This window comes from Bacillus cereus group sp. N6 (assembly GCF_016483705.1).
GTDB lineage: Bacteria > Bacillota > Bacilli > Bacillales > Bacillaceae_G > Bacillus_A > Bacillus_A wiedmannii.
The window spans coordinates 15,797-42,242 of record NZ_JAEHBI010000001.1 but is presented as its reverse complement, the minus strand read 5'-3'; the positions used below and the strand labels follow the sequence as shown (position 1 = coordinate 42,242).

Genomic DNA, 26,446 nt, shown 5'->3' with positions numbered 1-26,446 from the left:
TTCATTTCGCCTTTAATGCTTTTTCTACAAAAGAATTATCTACAACTTTATCTGTTTTGATTTCTTTCTTTATAGAGCCAAGCTTATATTGAAAATCCGCTGTCTTTTGCTGTTCGGCTATTATTTCTTTCGTTACCGGAACTAAAATTGGTTTGTCGTGATCAAACACTTCTTTTACAATTTCTTCATCTATCTTCTTTGCAGAAGTATATATTTTTATCGCTTCATCTAAGTTTGACTCTTGCCATACACGTGCTTTTTCATAAACTTTAAGGAATTTCTCAACTAATTCTGGATGTTCCTTCGCAAATTTTGTTCTCGCAATTAAAAACTCTGGTGAAGAAACATTTAATCGTTCACCATCTGCAATAACTTTTGCCCCTTTATTTAACGTATGTAGTGAAATGAATGGATCCCAAATGGCCCATGCATCTACTGATCCGGATTCAAATGCCGGCTGCGCTTCATCTGGTTGCAGTTGAATGACATTTACATCTTTCGCATTTATACCTTCTTTTTCTAATGCTCGATATAATAAATTAAATGCGCTACTTCCTTTTGCTACTGCAATTTTTTTACCTTTTAAATCTTTTACACTCGTAATCTTGCTATCTTTTTGTACAAGAATCCCTGTTCCTTTTCTCGCATAACTTGTATTAGCAATTTCAGTAAATTCAATACCTGCAGCTTGCGCTGAAATAACTGGGGAGTTCCCCACTTCACCAAAATCCAACCGATTTGATGCGATTGCCTCAAAATAAGGAGGTCCGCTTTGAAACTCTGTCCATTTCACCTTAACTCCTTCTTTTTTTAACTCCTCTTCAAACCACCCTTTTTTCTGTGCCAGTAAGAGTGGGCTTAATCCTTGCTGTATACCAATTTGTATTGTTACCTCTTCTTTCTTACTACTTGCAGTGTTTTTTTCACATCCTAATAAAAATAAAGATATAACTAATGCAAAAGAAAGAACCTTACATTTTTTATACATATATAATCCACCCTTTTCCTATATACTTGTTTGAATCAGTCCCCCGTGTTCAAACTGATGTAGCACCTTCGTTCGAAGTTGTTGGAACGATTGAGAAGTTTTATTTCGCGGATAAGGCAAACTATTTTCAATAACTTTATGTATTTTCCCAGGCTTTGCACTCATGATGATAATTCGGTTTGAAAGATATATCGCCTCGTCTATATCATGAGTAACAAATATCATTGTCGTTTTCTTTTGTTCCCAAATGTTCAGCAGCACTTCTTGCAAATGACTTCGAGTAAAAGCATCCAGTGCCCCAAATGGTTCATCAAGTAATAATACATTCGGATCTCTTAATAAAGCCCTCGCAATCGCAACACGTTGTGACATTCCGCCTGAAATTTCTTTCGGATATGATTTTTCAAAACCATCCAATCGAACGATTTCAACCCATTCCTTTACCTTGACTTTTACATACTTATCTTTTAACGACAGATCTGCAGCAATATTTTCTTCAACTGTTAACCACGGAAATAAACGATGTTCTTGAAAAATAAAACCTTGTTTTTTACTCGGTTTTACAATTTGCTCCCCATCGATGATAACTTCACCTTCAAATTCGTTATCTAACCCCGCAACAATTTTCAAAAGCGTACTTTTCCCACAACCACTCGGTCCGATTACAGTGACAAAATCACCTTTCTCTAATTGAAAATTAATATCTTCTAATACTTGAACCGTACCAGTTTGTTTCGAAAAATATTTTGATACCCCATCAATTGAAACAGTCACTTCTTCCCCTCCTTGAAATGATTCATTTAAATGAATAGATTCAGCATTTGTATAATAAAAAAACCAAAGGCATTTTATCAATAGATAAAATGCCTTTGGTTTCTCCAATCAGCAATACGTTATAGAATTAACTACATATTATACAAATATTTCCGATAAGTCAACTAGGTTTTAATGGACGATATTTATTTTTTTATAAAGAGTAGCAGTTTCTGAAATGATTTTTGGAAGTGACTCTTGAATTGTGTTTTTGACTGTATGAAGAGCCTTTTCTACATACCCGTCTTCAAATTGTTCTAACGACTCAGGTAATTCATCCGCATCCAATATAAAAAATTCTCCACTTGGAAGTATCATAATATCAAGGATTAAATCTTCAAAGGATAGCACTTCATCCGTTATACATGTATTCTTTACAATATTAAAATACGAACCTAGATACCCCCCATCCTGATTTCTCCAAACGTATAAATTATATGGACGATTTCCCCAGTAATATGCAACTGTATAACTTCCTTTCGGGATTGTTAACTTCTTATCGTTTGCTGCCATTGTAAAAGAATACTGTACTTCATGATATAAAATAATTTTGTCCTGCTGCGCTTCTATTAGTAAACAAGCATGATCTATAGTTGTACCATCATATCGGATTTTTCTTTCAATAATTTCAATGTCTGACGTATGTAAGCAACTCATTTTTTATTTCCCCTTTTATTTTAGTTCTTTCATTATATCCCTTTATATTTCCATTAAGAAAGCGTTCAGTCAATTCATTCATTTTTTCAAGTTAATATTTATATAATCTCATTTTCTACTTCACAAAAAAGCCCCTTCTAAATAAGAAGGAACTCCAATTGTATTATTATTTTATAACCCATGATTTATAAGCCTTTACTTCTAAACTAAACTTAGATTCTTTTAACCACTCTACAGCACTACATACAAGAGGAGATGAATTATCTTCAGTAATACTTTCTATTGGAATCCATCTAGCTCCTAATGAATCTTGCTCTCCAAATTGTTCCGGTACTTTGAATTCACCTCCGCACCTTTCTACAAAGTAAAAAACTGCGATATGATGTACATGTGTGTACTCCTTAAATTTTGATGGAAATTGAAAATCAATTGTACCTACTTGTTTTACTACCGTTACATTTAGCCCAGTCTCTTCTTTAATCTCTCTATGAAGTCCAGCTAATAATGATTCTCCATCTTCTAAACTACCACCAGGTAGATCATTACGATTTCTATATGGACCTTTAATTTTATCAATTACTAATAAATTATTGTTTTCGATACAAATGCCATACACACCAAACGCACGATGAAAATTAGTAGCATTATTTATGCTTCAACTTCTCTATAACCGCATCATAAAACTTCCGTTCCTCATCAACATTTAAGTGAACACGACTTACTGTTTTAGAAAATCCATATAACAATTGTGCTTTCACTGGCTCTTTTAGCGTTATTTCAAATGTTGGAGGTTCCTTTATAAATTCCATCACAGTTGCGTCAAGAACCTCTTTCTCTTCTTCTTTCTTTAAAGGTTTGCCTTTATAAAACGCAATTTTATCAATCTGTGTAAATGGTATAACAATTTTCTTTCCTAATCCGATTTGAATGATTACTCGTTCTTCTATAACAATAATTGGATTTTTACGCATTGCTTGTATTTCAGCTAAAAAATAAAACATTGCGTATGCGTTTAAAATAAGTAAAAACCATGCTACTACTGGATTCCATTGATGAAGCAAATAATGAAAACCAATACTTTCTATTAAGGTTGCATGGATAATCATAATATACACACCTATTGCACCGGTCTTTTTGTGATATGAGTATACGGATTCACCTTCCGGTACTTTTATATGCCACGATAAAAATGCATAATAGATTAACTTACACTCTGTTACAATGATATCTACTAATTTATTTCTTTTCATAGTAGCATCAAACGCTGCATCAATCGCATAAGAAAATGAAGAATATTCTCTTCTATATTCTTTATATCTTTTGATTATATTAGGAAGCACTTTAACGATTTTATACAGCAGGAATAGTTCTAGACCTACAAAAGCAATTTCTCCCGCAACTATAATATAAGAAACGTTTGAAAAAGCTTGTAAATAGTCACTTGGAATAATAAATCTCGCAAATATATATCCAGCTATTACGACAGGAAATATATACGTTAGCGAGTATCTTTTTCGAATAATAAAGAAATATGTAATAACCGGAATTACAAACATACAATCTAACAAAGAACCAAGCACTACTTCTTTCGGAGCGGCTGGTACAATCGGAAGGGTATACAATAAATAGTTTGATAACAAGATGAAAGATACGAGTCCAATCCAAATGCCTTTTCGCCTTCGTGATAGTGTGGCATTCATACGTTCACTCCTCTATTTAAAAACCTCGTTTAAATGATCTTTATAAAATGTAATCGCACGTTCAAATTCTTTAACTTCGTCTACTTTTATAACCGTTTCAAGTAATAATTTCATCGCGGATTCATGATCGTTAACGTTATATTTTGCTAATGATAAAAATACTTTTATCACGTCATTATCCGGAAACTGCTGCAAACCTGTTTCTAAAACTGTAATTGCTTTGTCATACTCACCTATACAACGATATGTACTTCCAAGACCGATATATGCACCGCAAAGTGACTCACCATCAAGACCATTTGCAATTGCCTGTTCATAATACGGCACAGCGTCTGTTTCAAGTCCCATTACATCATGTATCCAGGCACATTGAAAAAGCACTTCTGCATCCCGCGTAAAATTGGTTAACCCCATTAGTATCTCTCTAGATTGCGCATATTTCTTTTCATTTCTTAGTTTAATCGCTTGCTTTAATAAATGTTCCATAGAATCCACTCCTCACCAATTATTTTATGTATCCATCTTGAATGGTTAACGTTTGTGTAAAAGTAAAGTTCCCATAAATTAAAGTTTCGCTTACCTATATATACTATGCGGATTCACTCTTATCCAAATACTTAAAATTATAAAGCAGTAATGTGATTACATAGTACCTCTAACCTTTTGACAATTTCTTTCGCCGTTTCATCTTTCCCATTACATAACTTCCCTTTACCGTCCTGTCCAATTACGTAGTGCACCGCTCCACGTGAATATAAAGAATGTGGTGAATTTGCAATCATTACATTTGCCTTAGATTCTTTCATTCTATTTTTCGCTCTTTCAAACAATTCTTCTTCATTTACATCACTTTCAAGTTTAAAGCCAACGAGTACGGTTTCTGGATCCCACTCTTTTATTTGCTTTAATACTTTTGGAGCCTTTTGAAAATGAATAATTGGCGCTATATCACTTGAAATTTTCCCATTCATATTAAGAACATTACCATCTTGATCACAAATTTTGTCTACAACCCAATCTGATCCAGCCGCTGCCATAATGACCGCATCGACTTTTTCATGTGTAATTATACTTTTCATTTTATCTTGTAAATCAACAATTCCTTCAAATGGGTGTAATTCTAATTGATTGTTTACATCGTTCGGTTTCTCAGCGAAATAACCGTGTAAATATATAACATGTGCTCCTTTACTTATAAACTCTTCAGCGATTATTCTACCAATTGTTCCTTTTGCCATATTCGTATGACCACGCACTTGGTCCCATTTTTCTAAACAACCACCACTCGTAATTAATACCTTTTTCCCCTTCATTGTAACCATCCCTTACTGATTTTTCTTACGAAACCATTCTGTTCCAAAGTCAACTATATCTCGTTGCTTCATAAGACGGCACGTTGCATTTCCTATTTTTCCATTTGTTACAGTTCCTTTTCGCTCAAACTCTACACCGATTTCTACAAACTTATCAGAATCGTAATCCATATCAACAAACTCTTTCCATACTCTTGCACCATTCTCTATAATTGGTGCCCCTACTTTTATTAACTCACATGCACCAGTACGTACTTCAGATAAATGTACAGACGTATTGGAATCATATCCAACACCAATTAATAATATGTATCCGTCTAAATCGTATATTTTTCTTAATGGAGATTCCTCTCCTAAACTCATTGATAGCGACTGATTCATCGTTATTTCTTCCGCATGTTTTCCCCATGCAGCAAAACTTCCTAATGGATGGTTGCTACGTACTACATTCGGATATGTACGAAAACATTCAACTACTTTTCCCATTGCCCTTGTTGGTGTTATATGTGGCTCAAACGCCGGGACGTTATCTCGAATAATTTGCCACCATTCTTCAGGTACAGGTGGTCTTGACCAATGTTTCGGATCAGATAAATCCGAAGATTGAGTTGGCATAATAATTGTTCCCTCTTCCGTAATAACTTTCATTAACGCCTCTACTACCGCAACGGCTCCGCCAGATACCCAGCCAATAGAACTGAGCGAAGAATGCACAATAACCGTCATTCCTTTTTCTAACCCTAATTCTCTTAAATCATTTGTAATTGTTTTGATTGTATTTGGCAATTGTGTACTTGCCACTATGTCATTCATTTTCACGATTGTTCCCCCATTTTTTAAAACTAATACATACATATATTATCATATTTTTCTCAATTTTTAACTTAATCATTTCTGTCACTTCAAAAAAAGGTTATATATTCACATGCATAATAATCAAATGACAATATATCGATCTCAAATAACAATAGCAGATAAATAAAAAAACTTTATTCTCTTTTCTACTATTTGAACTAATTTGCTTAATTACATACGTTTTTTCAGTATGAAGAAAAATAAAAGTGATACGTCAAAACAATACAAACACTATATATAAACGAAAGAGCCCATCACAACTGATAAGCTCTTCCGTTTCATTTACCCTTCAATTGTAACCCCTGTAAACATCGATAAGTTTCCCGTTATTTTCTCGCCTACACGTAAAAATAACCCTGCGGCTCTCCCGCTAATACAGTGTGAACCAATTAATAGTTTACCAGTATACGGACCATCCCATGTGTCAATTGTATAGTCAGGCATTTCTATGTATTGCTGATATATTTTCCGTTGTTCAAAGTAATACTTCGTTTTATCTTCAGCCAATAGTTCATCATTTTCGTATATAGATACTCCTCCGCCTTCACGGCCGTATAAAGGTTTAGAAACATATGATTCATTTCTTTCTATAAACGGTTTATTTGTAAAATATGTTGGCAAGAAGTAGTTCTGAATGATTTCTCGCTCTTCTTTCTCAAAGAAAACTCCCTCTTCGAACAGTTGCCAAATTAATGCGAGTACACTTTTATTTTGCATAAGAAAAGAAGCAGGTGGATTAATAATTTTCACTCTTCCTTGCGCTATATGATCTAAAAGCTGAAGTCCAATTCTTTTCCCATTTTTATCGGTATCTGAAACTAAATATTCAATTGGATATAGTCTATATAAATAATGGATTCGTTCGCCACTTGGCGTATATATACCATCATCTGTAACGACGATATCTTGTATTCCTATATAGTCTGTTGATTGATCTAAGCAATAGCTTCTTAAAAGTTGAACTGTTTGATGATCTTCATCGTGCCAATCATAACTAGTAAAATATATCGGCTCTTCAGGACCTATATTATAGTCATGTTTAATTTGTTCCCACGCCTGCACAATATGCTCTTCTATATGATTTGGGTGATTCACGTCGTGATAACGGCATAACACTTCATTTGCGACAGACGGCTCTAAATAACCTGTTGGTGTGTCACAATTTACTTCTATTAACTTTATATCTTCACCATTTACGATAAAGTCAAACCTTGTAAAATATGAAAACAAACCAATATGTTTCATTCTCGCAATTTCCCACGTTTCAGCTGGAAATCCTAGTTTTTGAAAATCTTCTGTTGTATTGACAATATATTGATACGTTCTATATAACACGTACATAACTTCCTCTGTCGCTTTTGAAATAGCAGTATAAGTTTTTACTGGCATACGATACATACCTGTTGCCATATATTGATTCCATTCTTCATTTTCTAATAGACTCGGCCATGTAAAACCATTCCGACCAGCCTCTTCCGCAAGTGAAAACCATACTTTCATATACTCTTTCTGCTCTTGTTCTGTATACATGATCCTATTATCCTTTCGTGTTATGATCCGGCTGGCGCTTTTGCGTTTCCAATTCCACTTGAACCAGAATTCACTTTCGGCGTTTGAGTAGTAGATGATTTCGGCGTATTTGTATCTGGCGTCACTTTATTTGAGGAATTGGGCTGTTGTTTGTTTAAATCTGCTTTATTGGAAGAATTATTGTTGTTACTGTTAGTTCCACCGTAGTATCCACCACCACCACCGCTGCCACCAGTTCTACTTTGGTCTTTTTCACGATATGGAATAATATTATTTGCATACGGTTTTTTCATTACATTGGGTTTTGCTGAATAATTCATATTTGAAGTTCTGCTTGCTAATAAATATCCCGCTACGAATGGCAGTATCGGTAAATGTGAGTTTTCATTATACGATGAAAACGATGGATTAATTTCCTTGCATAACTCATCATTTTCTACATTTTCATTGGTAGGAGTTTTATCATCACAATGTAAAGTTTCTTGTTCATTTCCTTGTTTTCCACCATCCGTTTTAACAGCAGTACTTTCTTGTTGAGCAGTATCTTCTTCATAATCGCCACATCCAGTTAATAAAAAAGATGATACCCCTATTGAAGTAGCAATTTTTATAAATTTACTTTTATCCATTCTCATGTGTTATACACCTAATTTCTTTTATCTATATTTTTCCAGATACCTTTATTATATAATGTAAATCTTACTTTTTTCAAACTATACCTTAGATGTACATTTGCATATTTTATGCTTTTTATTCCATGAATAAAAACAAACTATCATTAGATTATAATTTTATTTATAGACTATAATAAATTGAAAGACGACCTAATACCTGGGTCGTCTTTCAATTGTTTTATTTTTATATATTAAACGTCTCAATAAAATCTCTAATGGTCCATTCAGATTGTTTTTCTCCATTATTGTAGCTAATATGACAGACAATATCCAAATACTTATAGCTATCAATGCAGCAAGAGCGTTACTTACATGCCCTCCTAAATCAAATGCTACAGGTGATAAAAGTATAACAAGCAGTGCCTCATTCAAAACAAAAAATGTTAATGAGCGCTTTCCCAAAGCAATTAATGAAAGGCTAAAGTACCCTAGATTTTTCAATTTACTCCCTATTATACCGAAACCCGTTGCATATGCTAATCCTCCAACAATTCCAGTTAAAATATGGATTCCATTTATCATTCCAGCTGTAAATACACTTGGATACCATAAAATCCCTATAAAAGATAGAGGCAAAGCACCTATTAAGGAAATTGTTAATCCTATAATTGTTATATAATATAATTTTTTCAAATTTTGCTCTGGTTTTATTAATAACTGATATCTAGCAATCCACAAACCAAGAATTACCGAAGGAAGAATTGGGAACATAAAATGGATGAGAACAGGTATAACAGGAAAGAAAAGTAATCGTAACATTGTAGTACTTAGATACGTGTCTTTTGCTGAAACATCTGGTGAAAAACCGTAATCGCCTATTGCTTGCATATTAAATCCCCATATTATTGGAATAAAAATGATATACAATATAGTGATAATCGTAAATGTTCGAATTAATGTTTTCATTTTACACTTTAATAGCGGGCTAACAAGAAGCCCCGCTACACCATAGGCCATAAGAATATCTTGCCCTCCAATTAAGACTGCTAACACAACCCCAAACAGTATTAAATACCAAGAGCGTCTTCTTACTATTTTTACAGCATGATTTTCATTTTTCCCTTTTGATATTTGCCCTTCAAGTGCTAGAACCAAACCGTAGCCTAATAATACGGCAAACATCGCTCTTGCACGGTTATCAATTATGAATATACCAAAAAGGTTTACAATTTGATCAAAGAAACTTCCGCTTTCCACCCTGTGCATAATTCCAGGATCTGCAGCATACAAGTAAAGCGGTGCATGAGCAAGTACGATTAATAGTAACATAGTACCCCTTGCTAAATCTAAAGAGACTGCACGCTTCTTCTCAATTGTTACATTATTTATTGACTTACTCATATTTTACTTCCTTTCTTAGCATCAACTAACCTTTCTTACATTTTTATCAAAAACCAATAACTAGTTGCTATTAAAATTAGAACAAATAAAGTGAAACTTTAAGCAGTGGCGGTTTCGTTCATCACCCACTAATTATTATTCCGTACCAATCGGGCTTTTACGAGCTTCAAGGCTTCCACCTAGCTTCCTTACTCCAGCCGAATTTTGAGGTGGGAGTTTTACTGTCCACAAATAGCGGGATACATATAAAAGGAACTATTTCTTCAAATCCTATTCCGGATATTATATTCTAAGATGATTTTAATATGTTTTATTTTTAAAATACACATGAAATCTTTCAATCCCGGGATATCTTTCTCCTAAACTTTTAACCTGAAAACCAATTTTTCCATAAAATTCTACCGCCTCATTGTCTGTCTCTGCTTCTATATAAGTTAATTGAAGCATTTTTACTACTTCTTTTATCATTTGCAACGCAATTCCTTTATGACGATATTGTGGAGCGACTGCTATGTGACATATTCTCGCTTTATTTGCTCCGATTATTTCAATACCTATACAAGCTTTCTCTTCATATTTGTAAAAAGTCCCTTTATTCCTTTCATAAAATAAAATTGCTTTCTTTAAGCTAGTTTCACTTGGCCCAACTGCATACTGTAGTACATTTAAAATAGGATCTTTCTCAATTTGTTCAACATGTTGCAAATTCATTTCTACATCCCTTTCCATGAAAAAAGACTAGCTCTTTCTATAAAGAGCTAATCTCATTACGCTGTTATTTTTTCTTCTTTTTTCACAACGACCGCTACATAACTATGTAGTATCATTCCGACAATAACAAGACTCATTCCGATCCAAGATAAAGATAACGGAATTGGCGCAGATAGTAAGATAAGCTCTCCTACTAGCGCAAATAAAACTTCACCGGACTGTGTTGCTTCTACTGTTGCTAGTTTTTGTGGATCATCTTTTACAAGATCTGTCGCAAAGAAGAATAGTACTGTCGCGATTAATCCAGAACTAACTGCTACAATAAAACATTGGAAAACTTGGCTACTTGATGGTAATCCGCCTGTTGATACTTCATAACCAGATAGTAAAAACCAAAATGGTAAACTTGCTAATGTCATACCGAGAACTCGCTGGAATACGTCTAATTCACCTTTACAAACTTGCATCATTTTTCGATTTCCAAGAGGATACGCAAACGCTGCAATGAGTACAGGAACTACACATAAAACGGTTTCTCGAATTCCTAATGAAGAAGCATGTTCTACTTGCATGAGTACAACACCGCATAAAATAACCCCAGACATAACTAATTCCTTCATTGGAAGTTTTTTATGTAATGGATCTACTGCAAAAAATGGTGTTAACAAAATTCCTGCGACAATCGTAATTTGCCAAGTTGATGCAACAAGCCAACCAGGTCCAAAAGCTCCGGCAAAACTAAGTGGTGCATAGAAGAGACCAAATCCAACGATACTCCACACTAACCATTCTTTCGGATTATTTTTCATATATTGAAAGAGTTGCTTTAAGTTCCCTCTATACATGACAATAAGTAAAAGCATTGGAACCATAAAGTAGTACCGTAATGAAGCGCTCCAAATCCAGCTTCCACCTTCTAAGTCCATCGCCCGGTTTAAAACAAAGGTAAAGGCAAAGAAAAATGATGCCAATATCCCTACTGCAATAGCTTTCATTATAAAACCCCTTGTTTAGTTTCTTCTTATACTATACAACAAATTAAATATAATTAAAATTCGAAATCTTTATCTCGCATCTATTCTAGCTCTATATAGTTTTCTTAACTGACTAATATGAGCTTGATGGTACCGATTATGATCGGCTATATGCCATATTCCCCACCTTATAGTCGCAGTTTCTCCCTTCTCATAAAAAACTTCCCTTGTTAAATCATTTTCTGTTAGTTTCATACACTCCTCATAAAACATATGTTGCACCGCTTCATAATCTTGCATTAATTCTTGTAATTTATACTTTCTTAAACTAGGCAATCCTCCCATTTCATTCAACATTGGTCCATATTTATTTTCAAGTGTCGGTGGAACTTCCTCTCCTTTTAAACGGTACACCCAGTGTAAATCGACTATTGCTAAATGCTGAAGTAGTTGCCCAATACTGTTTTCATTATTTTCTGACCTTTTGAAGGACAGTTCTTTCACATCAGTACCTTCTACTAACTTTTGCAATCGTTTAAATGTATCCGTAACCGTCGCATACAAAATCGCTACTTGCGGATTCATATTTTTTTCTAAATGGAGATCTTTCATACTAAACTCCCTCTATTAAAAGAACAAGACCATATGTTCATCATCACTATACACACCATTCATCTTTATAGCTCTCTTTTCAATCCCATACGTTTTAAAGCCCATTGATTCATACAATTTTTTTGCTGGTTCGTTTGTAGATACAACACCTAAGTTCAATTGTTCTAAGCTCATTTCTCTTGCTCTTTCAATTCCCTTACGTATTAACTCACGTGCAAGACCACTTCTTCGATTGCTTGCATCTACATACATCGCAACGATATGACCTTTATGTTTATACGCCTCTTTCTCTTCTGTTAGTAAAGTAACCACTCCAACTAATTGATTCTTTTCATTAAAAGCACCGAATGTACAGCTAGTAGTAGCTGTTAAATTATTTTCCACTCGCTTAATAGGATTTTCTTGACGAATCGCCTCTTCATAAGTTGTTACAAATGCCTCTGGATTTACTTGTAATGCCTGTAAACGTAACTCCCAATATTGTTTTGCATCTTCTTTCGTAAGTAATCGAATCATATTTCTCCAGCTCCTTTAAGTTAACATAATATTTTTATAAACTACTACTTATAGATTCGTATTCTTCTCTTAACATACTATAACGATAACGATGAATGAACTTTCCTTGACGTAATCGATCATTTCTCATTAATCCTTCACAAACAAAACCAGCCTTTTCATAACTCTTTCTAGCTTGAAAATTATCTTCATCAACACGTAGCCAAACTTTTTCTAATTCAAATTCAATGAATGCCAGATGTAACATACTATATAAACCTGCTAATCCATATCCTTTACCCCAATACTCTTTATTACCAATTGCGATTCCCAGTTCTGCATTTTTATTTGTTTTATCAAAGTTTTTAAGATCTACCCATCCAATATGTATGCCGTTTTCTGTAGTGATAGCTCTTTGTTCATAACCATTTTTTCGATTTATACATGCTTCAATCCACTTTTTCGTATCTTCACGAGTGAACGGTGGATATTGATCCGGTACAACTAAATGATTTGTCACTTCTTTATCTAATGACCATTGATATCGCTCTTCTACATCATCTAGTGTCAGTTCTCTTAATTGAACGATTGGTACATTCATTATGTATGCTATCCCCTTTTTATTTCCCTATAGAAAACCCTTCGAACATTCTTCCTCCGTACTGTTCTAGCGTTTTTTCTACAAAAGTAATTAAGTTTCTTTTCTCACCCGTTGTATAAAAATGATCGAACGCTGCTACAAATTGATCTGCGTACTGTTCATCATATTTTCTAAGTACCCTTATAAACCATTTTGAACTTCCAAGCCATTTCCCATTTACTCTTAATATATATTCATGTAATAAATCAGCTAATAAATTCGCGATAAACAATTCTTCTTCTCTTTTTGATGCACCAATAAAATCGTCCAAAGTATCCGTAATAAAATACCGTTTTTGCTTCATCATTTCTTCAGTCCATTTAGCTGGCCCTTTATTTAGTAAATCATTTGCTTCTCTTTTTAATTTCTCAACAATTTCATTTTCTCCTTTTAATACAATACCCTCTGAAACTAATTGTGGTAACGAAGGTCTCCCTCGGTCACAATCCATTTTAAAAAAGGTTTTACACGTTTCAAAATTATGTACAAACACTTCAACAGGCCATCCATTACTATAGAAAGATTCTCTATAACAAGACGGTAAATTTTGATCAACTATAACAATGTCCAGATCAGATGTTTTTGTCGCTTCTCCTCTTACAACGCTTCCTCCCAGTAAAGCTACATCACAATTCGGAAATTGTGATGTAATTATGCTTTGTGCTGCTTCCATTGGTTTCATAACCGTTCCCCTTTTCTTATTTCACTTTCTTTTTTTCGGCTCTTTCTCTCGCCTTTTGTATATACGGTTCTGCGTCTGGTGTTTTGCATGACGTTGCCCCGTGATCAACTTGTACTTTCCCAATTTTACGTGCAATTTCAATCGCTTTTCTCTCTAAGTCTTCATTACGAATTCCTATCGCGATTAAAGCACTATTCATCGCTTCTTTTTTTCTATTTTTTTCATTATGTATATTTGCTTTAATCTCTTCTAGATACGGAGTGAAGAATTCATCATGTAACGTTTTATTTTTAATCGCTATATTTGCTAATAGAGACCATCCTGCTCTTCCAATCCATTCATCATCAGACTTTGTCCATTCTTCCATTCTTTCTATCGCGATTGGCGACGTACAAATAGCCGTCATCAAAACGTCCATTAAACAATAATAATCAACTTCCTGTACCCATTTGTTTAGCTGTTCTGTCGTAACTTGCTTTGGTTCTAAAATCATTGTTGCTAAAGTCATTGCATCCATATTTTTTGTTTTCCATAATGAAATTGCTAAATCATGATCTTTTTTTATCTTCTTTTTTAACAATTTTAAATTGGCAAAACTAACTCCGAATAGTGGCTCTTTCGCTCCGTGGTTTTTATACGTTTTACGATTTTGTTCTGTTCCATATTCCTCTAGTTGCTGCATTACTTCTTCAAGTAACATATGCCCACCTCTTTATCTTTTATGTTGACTTCATATATGTATGTACGATATATTCTACATTACTTTTTGGTTTTCCTATATTTATTTCTTTAAATACGGTATGTGAAATTTTAAAGTTTCTACAGATAACTAACACAACCACGAAAAACCTGTACCTTTTACATATACAGGTTTTCATTTCATCAATTTTCCAAAGTATAAGAAATAGAATATGAAAGAACTTTTATTTATTCGATTTTCTCTATATTTGTTGTAAGCTCTTTACATCTGACCACTCTTCTATAGACACTGCGTCCGGAAAAACTGTAACTACATTAAAATTCGCACCTTTGTCTTTTCCAATTTGTTTAGCAGCTAATAAATTCGCTGCCGCAGACGTCCCTATTTTCATACCAGTTTCATTATAAAAACGTGCTATTTCATACAAAAAGAGCTTCTTTATTCAAATGCGTTCATAAGTACAATTCTCCAACCATCTGGATCCTCTATTGTGGTCCCTTTCTCTATCCAATACGGATTTTCTGGTTCTACCTCATGATAGCCCATATTACTTAATCGATTCACTATTTTTTCAATTTCATTTTTATTAGGCATATAAAAAACTAGTAAATTATCTTTTGTCGGTGCCGGACATGGAATTCCATTAACATGTGTTGTAAACTCCAAATGATACTCGGCATCCGGTAATCCAAACATAACTCCATCATATCCTTCATGATTGTGAAATTCTCCTATACGCTTTAATCCTAACCCCGTCTCATAAAAACTTATAACTTCTTCAAATTTATCTGTTGGTCTTGCCATTCTAAATTGAACCCAATTCTTCATGCAAATCTCCTCCTTTTCATTTTCCAAAGCTTTATAGTAATTATTATAAGTTACATATATTTCCTTTCATATCCCTCATTAGTGTGAGAACTACCTAAGTTGAAAGACCTATTAGTTTATAAATAGTAGGACTTTAGTATTAAATTCATATAAAAGTAGTTATGTAAATATTGAGATGAAATAAATAGTTCTTCCGATAATATCAAATGTTCCCCAGACTAAAATTTAATTTTTTCTATACCAATATTTTAATAGAAAACAAAAATATTCGAATCAATAATTGGAATGAAAATGAAATGCTACGAAAGTATGATTAGTCCCCTTTCATTTTGATATCGATTCTCCTAAAAACCACCTACATCATTATTAGAAGAACCAAATTTAATTCCTGAAAATTTTCATAATAAACATTAAAATCACCCTGTTTTTTCAAGACTGCAATTGATACAAAATCTTGCATATTTTTGAACAAACTTTTTTGCACTTGTAAAAAAGTTTTTTTGCAATTACCTCCCTATAATTGCTAATATAGTAGAGTAGAACTTTTATAGAGAGAAGGAAAATTATGCACAATGGAATTCGAATGACAACTTTAGTAAAAAGGGCTATGTTGATTTGCGCGGGGGTATTATTTACATACGAAGCAGCTTTAGGATCAGCACATATTGCTCTAGCAAGTACAGAGGATGAAGCAAAATCTGTTCAACTTGTAAGTGAAATTCAATCATCTCTTGCACCGAAAGAAGCTCCAAAACAATATAATGGGCAAGTTAGAAAAGTCGCTTATTTAACATTTGATGATGGTCCTGGAAAATACACAGCTGAGCTTTTAGATATGTTAAAGAGAGAAAATGCAAAAGCAACATTTTTCCTAATTGGTTCAAACGTAAAAGCATTCCCTGATCTTGTAAAACGTGAAGATGCTGAAGGCCACTACGTTGGGATGCACAGTATGACTCATAACTACAAGAAACTTTACACAGAAGGTCATTACGTAGATGAAATGAAGGAAGACCAAGGCTTAATCGCTGGCGTTCTAGGTAAATCACCAGTATTAACTCGTCCATCTTACGGTTCAATGCCAGGATTAAACGAAGCTCTTCGTAACAAAGTTGTAGAAAATGGCTTGAAAGTTTGGGATTGGACAATTGATTCTTTAGACTGGAAATATAACAAAATGCCTGTTGACGCTGCATCAGCTAAAATTGTCGAAAACGTTCTAAATGGTGCTAACAAACCGACAGAAGTTATTCTTATGCACGACATTCATCCACAATCCGTTAAAGCAGTACCTGGAATTATTAAGGGGCTGAAAGAAAAAGGATATGAATTAGAAAGTTATAGTGAGAACGAACACTTCCCATTAAACTTCTGGCACGATAATCGTATGTAATGAAAAAGACTTGATTTCCTCTAGTAGGTTATTGAGTCTTTTTTTATCGCATTGGGTATTACTTCTCGTATATTCAATTCAACTCCCTCCTTCCCTTATATGAATAGAAATTAAGAATCACATTAATTTAACTTAAAAACATGTCATGTTATACTATAGGCTAGTTTAAATGAGTAGGTGTCACATGATAGTATATACAGTTCAAACTGAAGCAGCATGGAAACAATTTAAAAAACTTGGTTATTTAGAAGGAAGTAAAGAAAACATCGATCCCGATTTTATATACTCATACGATTGGATGGTACGTGTAGCTAAAAAAAGATTACCCCACTACGAAGGTAACTATCCTATTTGGGTCTGGGAAGCAAATAATTATCCAGATCGAAATACTAAAGCCTGGGGTAGAGAAAATTCAAAAATGGTAATTTTAACACTTGATGTGCCGAATGAATGGGTACTATGGAGTGATATTAGTTACTGGTGTTGTGCCATGACTGCTAGCTCTATGTATTTTCATCAAACAAATAAACGAACATTAAAAGACTGGTTTACTTTTATGGATGAAGAGTACAGATTAATATTCGACTTCGACTATTTATTATCTCATCCTGATTGGTATAAAGGTAAAGAGGCCTCATTAGAAAAACAAGGTGTTATCGGCAAAATCCCCCTTTCCTTTGTAAAAAAAGTCAGACGTTTTCGTGCTAAGGAAGATAAATCTATTAATGAAATCAGAAGTGATAACTGGGATAATAGAAAAGAAAATCGTATCAAAAAGATGAATCGAAAATTAAGAAAAAGAAACGACAAGCAAAAAAAATTGCAAAAGCGAATTATACGGCATTAAAACATATATATCAAAATACAGTAAGAAATTATGGATTGAGTATACAAATTCAATCCTATTTTTTATATTATCAACACTTTAGCACATATTACTCTTAAGGAGTGATGTGTATATGGATTTTCTTTCAACCGAATATTTGTCTGCCTTACTTGCCATCATTGTAATTGATTTAGTGTTAGCCGGTGATAATGCCATTGTAATTGGGTTAGCAGCAAGGCGATTACCGAAAGATCAGCAAAAGAAAGTTATTATTTGGGGAACTATCGGGGCAATCGCGATTAGAGCCCTCGCTACTTTAGTTGTCGTTTGGCTATTAAAAATACCAGGGCTACTTCTAATTGGTGGTGTACTCCTTATATGGATCGCTTACAAATTAATTGCTGAAGGTAAAGATCATGATATTAAGGCAGAAGAAGGATTTTGGTCTGCTATTAAAACCATTATTATAGCTGATGCATTAATGGGAATTGATAATGTTCTCGCTGTTGCAGGAGCTGCGCATGGTAATTTTTCTTTAGTAATCATTGGACTATTAGTATCTATTCCAGTAGTAGTATGGGGCAGTACCTTAATTTTAAAATGGGTCGATAGATTCCCTGTCATCATTACGATTGGAGCAGCTGTTTTAGCTTATACTGCTGCGAAAATGATTGTAGATGAGAAATGGTTCGCTGGATTTTTCGAAAGTAATCCTTTCATAAAATGGGCATTTATCATTATTATCATTGCCGGTGTAGTATTCTTTGGAAAGATGAAACAAAAAACAAAAAACAAAAAACGAAAGATAATTCTATATAATGACAACGTTATATGTACAAACAAAAGCGCTACTCAAATGAGTAGCGCTCTTTAATATTTATTTCGTTTCCCCGTCTTCAGTCGTCTTTACCTTCGTTTTATTTTTATCACGATGGTTATAGTTGTACTTCGAACGATCTACTGGTGTAAAACCTTCCGGTGTGTAGAATCGTAATAAGTCTCCGTTTACGACTTGGTCAGAGTATTTTAGTGATTTTTGAACCATTTGTTCATTTTGTTTTATTTCGTCTGTTAATTCAACAGCGTTACCAGTCGCTGTATCATAGTATTTGCCGTTTAGTGCAGTCACTGTTGGACTTACGTAGTTACCGTTACGGAATGGAACGACTTGTTTATGCTCTGGTGATAATAAATCTGATCCGAACTGGACATAATTTTTCGTATCTGTACCTAGTAAGTGTAATAGTGTCGGCAGAACATCAATTTCTCCGCCGTATTGATGTTGTACGCCGCCCTTCATTCCTGGGACACGAATGATTAATGGCACACGTTGCAGTTGTGCATTTTCAAATGAGTTCATTTCTTTACCCATTACTTGAGACATTGCTGCGCCATGGTTATCTGAAATACCGTAATGATCACCGTACATAACGATAATTGAGTTATCGTATAAACCAGATTGTTTCAAGTAATCCAAAAATCCTTTTACAGACTCATCTAAATAACGTGCTGTTTGGAAGTACGTATCTACTGATGAATCACCTGTAGTCGCTGGTTCAATTGTTGCTTCCGCTTTATCAATTGGATAAGGGAAATGGTTCGATAACGTAATGAACTTCGTATAGAACGGTTGTTTCAATGTTTGTAATAACGGAATTGATTCGTTAAAGAACGGTTTATCTTTTAATCCATAGTTTACTACATCTTTTTCATTCATATCATAGTACGACGCATCAAAAAATTTATTGAAACCAAATGATTTATAAATATCATCACGGTTCCAGAACGTTTTGTAATTACCATGGAATACAGCTGATGTGTATCCTTGTTGACCTAAAATAGCTGGTGCTGATTGATACGTGTTATGAGCTTTATTTGTAAAAACAGATCCTTGCGGTAACCCATACATTGAGTTTTCTAGCATGAACTCAGCATCAGATGTTTTACCTTGTCCTGTTTGATGGAAGAAGTTATCAAAGTATAGCGTATTCGCATCTTTTGTAAATGAGTTTAAGAACGGTGTAACTTCTTGCCCATTTAATTTATAATCAATTAAAAAGTTTTGGAATGATTCTAAATGAATATAAATTACGTTCATTCCTTTTCCTTTACCAAAGTACTCAGGATTTGGACTTGCATATGTTGATGCAAGATAATTTCTAACCTCTGTCATATTATCTCCATCAGCTAACGCTCGTTCTGTTGATGCTTTCGCACTTTGAATGCCATCATAAATCGTATAGTTGTATGCCCCTAAATATTTCACAATATAATTACGGTCAAATGTTCTTGTTAATAATTCAGGACGATCAGATTCTGCAAGACCTAAGTTAATGCTGAATAATAAAATACCTGCTACAAATACTAGTGATAATTTATGTTTCGCAACACGAATTGGTTTTGGATTTGCAAATTTTGTTGCAACTAAAACAATTAAAATGATTGTATCTAGGAAATATAGTGGATCATATGCGTGTAGCAATGCAAAAATACTACCACCTAAATCTCCAAAGTTATTCGTTTGTGTTAATGTCGGGAACGTAATAAAGTCACTGAAAAAGCGATAATATACTACGTTTGCGTATAACAGTATAGACATTAACAAATTAATAACAATTAACCAAATGTAAGCACGTTTCCCCTTTGCAAATAATGCGAGCCCTAAAAATAAAACTGCTGAGCTTAACGGGTTGAAAAACAGTAAAAACTTTTGGATTGTGTTGGATATCCCTAAATTAAATTCTGTCACATATGCTGCGTATGTTTTTAACCAGAATAAAATAATGGCAAACACGAAAAATCCAAAGTGATTGCTTAACACTCGCTTACTCTTTAATAGTAATTGCTTCATCTCTCCACCTCTTTTGATCATCCAAGGCTTATTTTTTTATAAGTCTGTCTCTATTCAATTTTTTATCTTCAAATAGATTTTGTTTGTTTAACTAAATGAAGAATATTAGTAATTATAATTTGAAGCTAGTATTTATTCAACTATTTCTTTCTAGACATTTTGACCTTGGTTTCTATTTAATAAAATAAATTTGTAACATTTTCTGTTTTCTCCCAAGTCTCATCCACTAATTATGACTCCACATACTATAAACCTTTATTTACTGCTTCGCAAATAAATATTTCTCCAGTTCTGGAACATTAATGTAATATAGTGAAATTCACAATAGATAGTATTTGTTTTTTTCGGTGTATATTAAATTCCTTCATATATTTCAAGTTTATTCTTAATTACAGTCCTTTCTCTATATGTAACATCAAAAGGTCTTTTCTTCTCTAAAGTTATTTCTGTATAATTATTCACAATTCATAAAATAAAAGATTATAAAAAAACCTCGCTCTCATAAAGAGAGCGAGGTTTTTCATCATTTATTATTGACCTTTGTACATTGCTTCTACTTGTTTTTGAAGTTCTTCATTTTCTAAGAACTCATCGTAAGTAGCCTCTTTATCGATTACACCGTTTGGCGTTACTTCGATAATGCGGTTTGCAATTGTTTGTACGAACTGATGGTCATGAGATGTGAATAACATTGTACCTTTAAATGCGATTAAACCGTTGTTTAATGCAGTGATAGACTCAAGGTCTAAGTGGTTCGTTGGATCGTCAAGTGTGATTACGTTCGCACCACTTAACATCATTTTAGATAGCATACAACGAACTTTTTCGCCTCCAGATAATACAGAAACTTTCTTCTTAACTTCTTCACCTGAGAATAACATACGGCCTAAGAAACCACGTAAGAAGCTTTCTGACTCATCTTGTGGAGAGAATTGGCGTAACCAATCAACTAAGTTGGAGTCACTGTTCTCAAAGTATTTAGAGTTATCTCTTGGGAAGTAAGATTGAGATGTTGTAACGCCCCATTTGAATGAACCGCTATCTGGCTCCATTTCACCCATAAGGATTTTAAATAATGTTGTCATCGCAATATCGTTACGACCGATAAATGCAACTTTATCACCTTTATTTAAAGTGAAGTACACATTATCTAACACTTTTTCACCATCAATTGTTTTAGAAAGACCTTCAACAGTTAATAAGTCATTTCCTATTTCACGCTCAGGTGTAAAGCCAACAAATGGGTAACGACGTGATGATGGTCTAATATCATCTAATGTAATTTTATCTAATAATTTTTTACGAGAAGTTGCTTGTTTCGCTTTAGATGCGTTTGAGCTAAAGCGTGCAATGAAGTTTTGTAACTCTTTTACTTTCTCTTCTTTTTTCTTATTAGCATCTTGTGTTAATTTTAAAGCTAATTGGCTTGACTCATACCAGAAGTCATAGTTACCAACATAAAGTTGAATTTTACCGAAATCAAGATCAGCCATGTGCGTACAAACTTTATTTAAGAAGTGACGGTCATGGGATACAACGATTACTGTATTTTCAAAGTTCATTAAGAAGTTTTCTAACCATTGAATCGCTTTTAAGTCCAAGTGGTTGGTAGGCTCATCTAGTAATAGAATGTCAGGTTTACCGAATAATGCTTGAGCAAGTAATACTTTTACTTTCTCTGCCCCAGTTAATTCTGACAATTTCTTATCATGAACATCTTCACCAATACCTAAACCTTTAAGAAGGATTGCAGCTTCTGATTCTGCTTCCCAACCGTTAAGCTCAGCGAACTCACCTTCAAGTTCAGCAGCACGCATACCATCTTCATCACTAAAATCTTCTTTCATGTAAATGGCATTTTTCTCTCGCATTACTTTATAAAGTTGCGTGTGACCCATAATTACTGTTTCTAATACTGGGAACTCTTCATATTCGAAGTGGTTCTGTTTTAATACTGCTAGACGCTCACCTGGCGTAATATGTATATCACCTGTTGATTGTTCGATTTCTCCAGATAAAATCTTTAGAAATGTTGATTTACCCGCACCGTTTGCTCCGATTAAACCGTAGCAGTTACCTGGCGTGAATTTTATGTTAACATCTTCAAATAATTTGCGATCCGCGAAACGCAAACTAACGTTACTTACTGTAATCATTTGTGTCCTCCTACTAATACCGCTTATTTCAGCGTTTTCTCACCGACTGTCTTAAAAAATCGCATATTACGACTCAATTATTGTAGACTATAGCTATTATATAGTAGAAGATGGATGAATAGCAACGGTTGATTGCTATTCATCCCTTTTCTACCTTAAATAAAATGTATGTTTTTAACGAAACAATATTATGATAGAAGCACATTATACAATTTAAGGAGCCTTTATTTTGAAGAAAATATTTATAATTGGAGCATAATGTTTATCGCTCACTTCCTATACAAATAAATGGCGAAATGAAAGATGAAAAGTTTGCAAAATATAAAGATGTGATGGACAAGTTTATAAAATAAGAAAAAACCCCTTTGAAAAGGGGTTTTTTTCTTATTTTCTTTTGCTTAATTTCTTTGTATAATTCTTTATTTTACTTGTTAACCCTATTAAAGCAGGTAATAATATTGGCATCACAATTATCGCTAATAGTAACAGTGCAACACCAACAACAGATGCTACTTGTATAAGCGTCAATACGCCTGAAGGGATTAATGCAGCAAATGTACCGCCTAAAATAAGTGCCGCTGATAATACAACTCCTCCTATGTGACGAGATGCATTTACAATTTTCGTTGCGGGATCCCCTTCTAACTCATTGTATCGCATCATTACGAAAATGCTATAATCCACACCTAAAGCGACAATCATAATAAAACTAAAGAATGGCACATTCCAGCTTAATGACTCTACGTTTAATACGTGTGTACTAATTTGTTCACTTATGCCAAGTGATGCAAAATAAGCTAATATTAAAGATCCAATAATAAAGATTGTATTTAAAAATGACCGTGTAATAACGATTAATACAATCGCGATTCCAATTAACATAATTGTAGCTGTACGTAAGAAATCTTGCCCAGTTACTTCTTTTAAATCAACGTTTCTAGCTGTCGTTCCTCCGATTGCTGTTTTAGCATGATTTAATTCCGACCCCTTCAAAGTACCATCTATTGTGTTATTGATTTCTTGAATAATTGGCATCGCTTCTTTTGAATACGGATTTACGTCTAAAATGATTGTCATTTTAGCAGTCTTTCTAACATGTGACATGTACGTATTCAAAGCTTTTTGGAAATCTTCTCCCTCCAAAATTTCTTTGGGAATATAGAATTTCTCAGAGCTTTTTGATTCATTCAGTTCTCCTAAATATTTCTGAGCATCCCCTAGGCCATTACTTACCTTTTCAAGGCCTTCTGTACTTTTAGTTAGTCCGGATTGTAATTGACCCATCTGTTCTTGCAAGTCTTTCAGCCCGGTTAATAGCTGACCTTGCCCGTCGTTTATTTTTGTTAATCCGGTTTGTAACTCAGATGACTTGTTCGCAATTTGTTTTGAACCTGTAGCACCTTCATTTAATCCATTTTTAAGATCAGCTGCTCCTTTTTGTAACTTAGTAACTCCATCGCTCATGCCTTTTAAGCCGTTATCCACTTTCGATAACGCTTGATTCGCTTCTTTAAATGAACCCATCGCCGCTTTATGTTGCGTTGCTAATTTATTTAATTCATTTGAAAGCCCACCTAATTGCTTTTGTGCCTCTTTAGCAATTCCTATCGTTTGCAGTATGTTCGGATCATTTGTTAATTCTGGTTTCGTTTGAATGAAATTCGTCATTAACATTTCAATTTGTTCGTAACCTTTTTTCGCCCCATCAATCGCTTGATCAATACTTCCGAAGTATTGATCGTAGGAACTTAAACCTTTTTCTAACTGCGAATAACCAGCATGAAGTTGTGAAGTTGCATTAGATAATACACTAATATTTTCATTTACTGAAGTTAACCCACTCTCAATTTGCTGCGCACCTTGTGCTCCGTCATTTATGCCATTTGAAAGTTGATTTAAAGCTGTTCCTAATGCTGTTACACCATTTTTTGCTTCCGTTGTTCCATCAATTAATTTTTGAACGTTTGCAAGACTATTTGAATCTTTACTACCCATTTTATCTTTCGCAGTAGTTAATCCATCATTAATTTCCTTTATACCACCATTGGCATCTCCTAATCCTGTATTTAGTTCTCCCGCTTGTTTATTTATATATAGTTCTTTTATCCTTTCACCGGTTGGACGCGTCGGTGAATATACTTCTGAAACACCTTTCACTTTCAAAATCTTATCAGTTAGTTCGTCTAAAGTTTGAAGCGAACTCGCCTCATCTAACTTGTTATCTGATTGAATGACTAACGTACTTGGTGAAGAAAAACCTGGTGGAAAATGCTCTTCTATTACGTTAATCCCCATTTTCGATTCATATTTATTATCTACTTCAAATAAATCATTGTAATTTAGTGTGTTAGAGTATTTCATTACGAAAGGAATCGATATCACAAATACAATGATTAAAGCGACAAATGGTCTTGCTACTGAGTTTTTCGCAAGAAATCCCCATAATCGACTATCCTCATGACCTTTAAATGTTTTAACTGGATAAAACATTCCTTTTCCTAAAAGCACCATGAAAAATGGATTTAACGTAGTTAATACGAGTAATAATACTGCGACACCAATTGCTACTGCTGAAGTAGATTGATATAATTTAAAACTCGCTAAAGCAAGAGATGCAAAACCAATTAGTACTGCTATCCCGCTATATAAAACGGTTTTCCCTGCTGATTTAAACGTTTCTTTCGTAGCCAAAAATGCATTTTCTTGTTTACTTAATTCATCTTTAAATCTTGTATATAATAAAATGTTATAGTCTGTTCCAACTCCAAACAGGACAACAACTACAAACACTTGTGTAAAGTTAGAAAACGGAAAATTAAATTGATCTACTAGATGGGCAATCATCCCCATTGAAACTAAATATGATACACCCACTGTAAGAAGAGATACAATTGGAACAATTGGTGAACGAAATACAATGATTAATACAACTAGAATGAAAATGATAGAAATAACTTCTGTCTTCTTCACTCCCTCTTGAGAGGAAGTAAGAAAATCACCCGCTATTAAATCACTTCCTGTTAAGTACGTTTTTACCCCTTTCGTTTGCACTTTTTTATGAAGCCCATTTGCAACTTTTGATATTTCACCATTTTTTTTATCTACAGAGATTTGCGTTAAAATGGTCGTATTGTCTTTAGATATCAATTGTTTTTCCAAATCTTTATTATCTAAATGTGAAACAACTTCCTTAATTCCTAATTGCTCTTTTTCATTTTGTAAAGCATGGATTGTTTTTACGATTTCCTCTTTTTGCTCAGTTGTTAAAGCTGTTTTACTCCCACTATTAAAAACAGCTATAATTTCATACTTTTCAGTCCCGTCTTTATCCATCTCTTTTATCATCTTGTCAGCAATACTACTTTGTTCTGTATTAGGAATCGTAATGTGCCCTTTTTCTTTCACTAATTTATCCATATTAGGCATCGTTACGATCATTGCAATAGTAATAACTATCCATAATAGAAAAGATAAACTTCTCCAATTTTTCAGCTTACTCATTTTAATCATCTCCTATTTTGAAAGTGTCACGTTAATTTCGGAATGAATATTCATTCCTATTGTTTTGAACCTATTTTTTCAGAATGAACGTTCATTCCTATCATTCTATTATTTTTTATAAATTCTATTAAACTATTCTTTCCAGAATGAATGTTCATTCCTATAGTTGCACAAATATCCTCTCCTGCTCTCATTTTTCAAATCTA

Annotated in this window: 24 protein-coding genes and 2 pseudogenes; 3 read left to right on the top strand and 23 right to left on the bottom strand. The window is 33.8% G+C overall.

All coding sequences use genetic code 11. The features are described from left to right. Position 1 precedes the first annotated feature (1 nt). The 20 genes and pseudogenes from JDS99_RS00195 to JDS99_RS00100 form a co-directional block, all read right to left on the bottom strand. Positions 2 to 988, bottom strand: a complete 987-nt coding sequence (locus JDS99_RS00195; RefSeq protein ID WP_098858826.1) for an aliphatic sulfonate ABC transporter substrate-binding protein — start codon at positions 986 to 988, stop codon at positions 2 to 4. Between the two features lie 18 nt (positions 989 to 1,006). Beyond that, positions 1,007 to 1,762, bottom strand: a complete 756-nt coding sequence (locus tag JDS99_RS00190; protein ID WP_098200473.1) for an ABC transporter ATP-binding protein — start codon at positions 1,760 to 1,762, stop codon at positions 1,007 to 1,009. A 171-nt stretch (positions 1,763 to 1,933) separates the two neighbouring features. Then, positions 1,934 to 2,458, bottom strand: a complete 525-nt coding sequence (locus JDS99_RS00185) for a ribonuclease FAU-1 family protein (RefSeq protein WP_097908489.1) — start codon at positions 2,456 to 2,458, stop codon at positions 1,934 to 1,936. A 166-nt stretch (positions 2,459 to 2,624) separates the two neighbouring features. Beyond that, positions 2,625 to 3,110 carry an NUDIX hydrolase gene (locus tag JDS99_RS00180; protein ID WP_098201490.1) on the bottom strand — a complete coding sequence of 162 codons (486 nt, stop codon included), beginning with the start codon at positions 3,108 to 3,110 and terminating at the stop codon, positions 2,625 to 2,627. After that, positions 3,103 to 4,158 carry a hypothetical protein gene (locus JDS99_RS00175; RefSeq protein WP_199694142.1) on the bottom strand — a complete coding sequence of 352 codons (1,056 nt, stop codon included), beginning with the start codon at positions 4,156 to 4,158 and terminating at the stop codon, positions 3,103 to 3,105. The genes JDS99_RS00180 and JDS99_RS00175 overlap by 8 nt, the downstream gene beginning before the upstream one ends. A 12-nt stretch (positions 4,159 to 4,170) precedes the next feature. Further along, the gene (locus tag JDS99_RS00170; protein ID WP_137036125.1) at positions 4,171 to 4,644 is read right to left on the bottom strand and encodes a tetratricopeptide repeat protein; all 474 of its coding nucleotides are present in this window, start codon (positions 4,642 to 4,644) and stop codon (positions 4,171 to 4,173) included. 137 nt (positions 4,645 to 4,781) lie between these two features. Next, a complete protein-coding gene (locus JDS99_RS00165) occupies positions 4,782 to 5,471 on the bottom strand; it encodes a phosphopantothenoylcysteine decarboxylase domain-containing protein (RefSeq protein WP_048566190.1) in 690 nt (229 codons plus the stop codon). A 12-nt stretch (positions 5,472 to 5,483) separates the two neighbouring features. After that, complete coding sequence (aacC, locus tag JDS99_RS00160) at positions 5,484 to 6,284, bottom strand: BA2930 family N-acetyltransferase (protein WP_131233603.1); 801 nt, start codon at positions 6,282 to 6,284, stop codon at positions 5,484 to 5,486. Positions 6,285 to 6,608: 324 nt separating this feature from the next. Next, positions 6,609 to 7,856: a glutathionylspermidine synthase family protein gene (locus JDS99_RS00155; RefSeq protein ID WP_199694141.1), complete on the bottom strand. Its 1,248-nt coding sequence runs from the start codon at positions 7,854 to 7,856 to the stop codon at positions 6,609 to 6,611. Between the two features lie 20 nt (positions 7,857 to 7,876). Continuing rightward, positions 7,877 to 8,491 (bottom strand): hypothetical protein, encoded by a 615-nt coding sequence (locus JDS99_RS00150; protein ID WP_199694140.1) that lies wholly within the window; start codon positions 8,489 to 8,491, stop codon positions 7,877 to 7,879. A 189-nt stretch (positions 8,492 to 8,680) separates the two neighbouring features. Next, on the bottom strand, positions 8,681 to 9,871 hold the full coding sequence (locus tag JDS99_RS00145; protein WP_199694139.1) for a DUF418 domain-containing protein: 1,191 nt from the start codon (positions 9,869 to 9,871) through the stop codon (positions 8,681 to 8,683). 300 nt (positions 9,872 to 10,171) lie between these two features. Next, on the bottom strand, positions 10,172 to 10,582 hold the full coding sequence (locus tag JDS99_RS00140; RefSeq protein WP_199694137.1) for a GNAT family N-acetyltransferase: 411 nt from the start codon (positions 10,580 to 10,582) through the stop codon (positions 10,172 to 10,174). 56 nt (positions 10,583 to 10,638) lie between these two features. Continuing rightward, the gene (locus JDS99_RS00135; RefSeq protein ID WP_097908837.1) at positions 10,639 to 11,577 is read right to left on the bottom strand and encodes a DMT family transporter; all 939 of its coding nucleotides are present in this window, start codon (positions 11,575 to 11,577) and stop codon (positions 10,639 to 10,641) included. Positions 11,578 to 11,646: 69 nt separating this feature from the next. Further along, entirely contained in the window at positions 11,647 to 12,168 is a 522-nt protein-coding gene (locus tag JDS99_RS00130) for a DinB family protein (protein WP_098200481.1), read from the bottom strand. 15 nt (positions 12,169 to 12,183) lie between these two features. Continuing rightward, complete coding sequence (locus tag JDS99_RS00125; RefSeq protein ID WP_097908584.1) at positions 12,184 to 12,684, bottom strand: GNAT family N-acetyltransferase; 501 nt, start codon at positions 12,682 to 12,684, stop codon at positions 12,184 to 12,186. 34 nt (positions 12,685 to 12,718) lie between these two features. After that, the gene (locus tag JDS99_RS00120) at positions 12,719 to 13,264 is read right to left on the bottom strand and encodes a GNAT family N-acetyltransferase (protein WP_098858508.1); all 546 of its coding nucleotides are present in this window, start codon (positions 13,262 to 13,264) and stop codon (positions 12,719 to 12,721) included. Between the two features lie 19 nt (positions 13,265 to 13,283). Next, on the bottom strand, positions 13,284 to 13,985 hold the full coding sequence (locus JDS99_RS00115; RefSeq protein ID WP_098858509.1) for a nucleotidyltransferase domain-containing protein: 702 nt from the start codon (positions 13,983 to 13,985) through the stop codon (positions 13,284 to 13,286). 16 nt (positions 13,986 to 14,001) lie between these two features. After that, complete coding sequence (locus JDS99_RS00110; RefSeq protein ID WP_199694135.1) at positions 14,002 to 14,685, bottom strand: DNA alkylation repair protein; 684 nt, start codon at positions 14,683 to 14,685, stop codon at positions 14,002 to 14,004. Between the two features lie 241 nt (positions 14,686 to 14,926). Continuing rightward, positions 14,927 to 15,112 (bottom strand): annotated as a pseudogene (locus JDS99_RS00105) (cysteine synthase family protein); the annotation flags it as partial. A gap of 11 nt (positions 15,113 to 15,123) precedes the next feature. Further along, positions 15,124 to 15,513, bottom strand: coding sequence for a VOC family protein (locus JDS99_RS00100; RefSeq protein ID WP_199694131.1), 390 nt, complete (start codon positions 15,511 to 15,513; stop codon positions 15,124 to 15,126). 565 nt (positions 15,514 to 16,078) lie between these two features. Between JDS99_RS00100 and JDS99_RS00095 the strand changes: the two genes are divergently transcribed. The 3 genes and pseudogenes from JDS99_RS00095 to JDS99_RS00085 form a co-directional block, all read left to right on the top strand. Beyond that, positions 16,079 to 16,906, top strand: coding sequence for a peptidoglycan-N-acetylglucosamine deacetylase (locus JDS99_RS00095; RefSeq protein ID WP_060487153.1), 828 nt, complete (start codon positions 16,079 to 16,081; stop codon positions 16,904 to 16,906). Positions 16,907 to 17,090: 184 nt separating this feature from the next. After that, positions 17,091 to 17,753: a DUF3841 domain-containing protein gene (locus JDS99_RS00090; RefSeq protein ID WP_199694129.1), complete on the top strand. Its 663-nt coding sequence runs from the start codon at positions 17,091 to 17,093 to the stop codon at positions 17,751 to 17,753. Positions 17,754 to 17,865: 112 nt separating this feature from the next. Then, positions 17,866 to 18,525 (top strand): annotated as a pseudogene (locus tag JDS99_RS00085) (TerC family protein); the annotation flags it as partial. Positions 18,526 to 18,609: 84 nt separating this feature from the next. Here the strand turns inward: JDS99_RS00085 and ltaS are convergent. The 3 genes from ltaS to JDS99_RS00070 form a co-directional block, all read right to left on the bottom strand. Further along, positions 18,610 to 20,583 carry a lipoteichoic acid synthase gene (gene ltaS / locus JDS99_RS00080; RefSeq protein ID WP_088063778.1) on the bottom strand — a complete coding sequence of 658 codons (1,974 nt, stop codon included), beginning with the start codon at positions 20,581 to 20,583 and terminating at the stop codon, positions 18,610 to 18,612. 530 nt (positions 20,584 to 21,113) lie between these two features. Continuing rightward, the gene (locus JDS99_RS00075; protein WP_199694127.1) at positions 21,114 to 22,739 is read right to left on the bottom strand and encodes an ABC-F family ATP-binding cassette domain-containing protein; all 1,626 of its coding nucleotides are present in this window, start codon (positions 22,737 to 22,739) and stop codon (positions 21,114 to 21,116) included. Between the two features lie 384 nt (positions 22,740 to 23,123). Beyond that, positions 23,124 to 26,240, bottom strand: a complete 3,117-nt coding sequence (locus JDS99_RS00070) for an MMPL family transporter (RefSeq protein WP_199694124.1) — start codon at positions 26,238 to 26,240, stop codon at positions 23,124 to 23,126. Positions 26,241 to 26,446 lie beyond the last annotated feature (206 nt).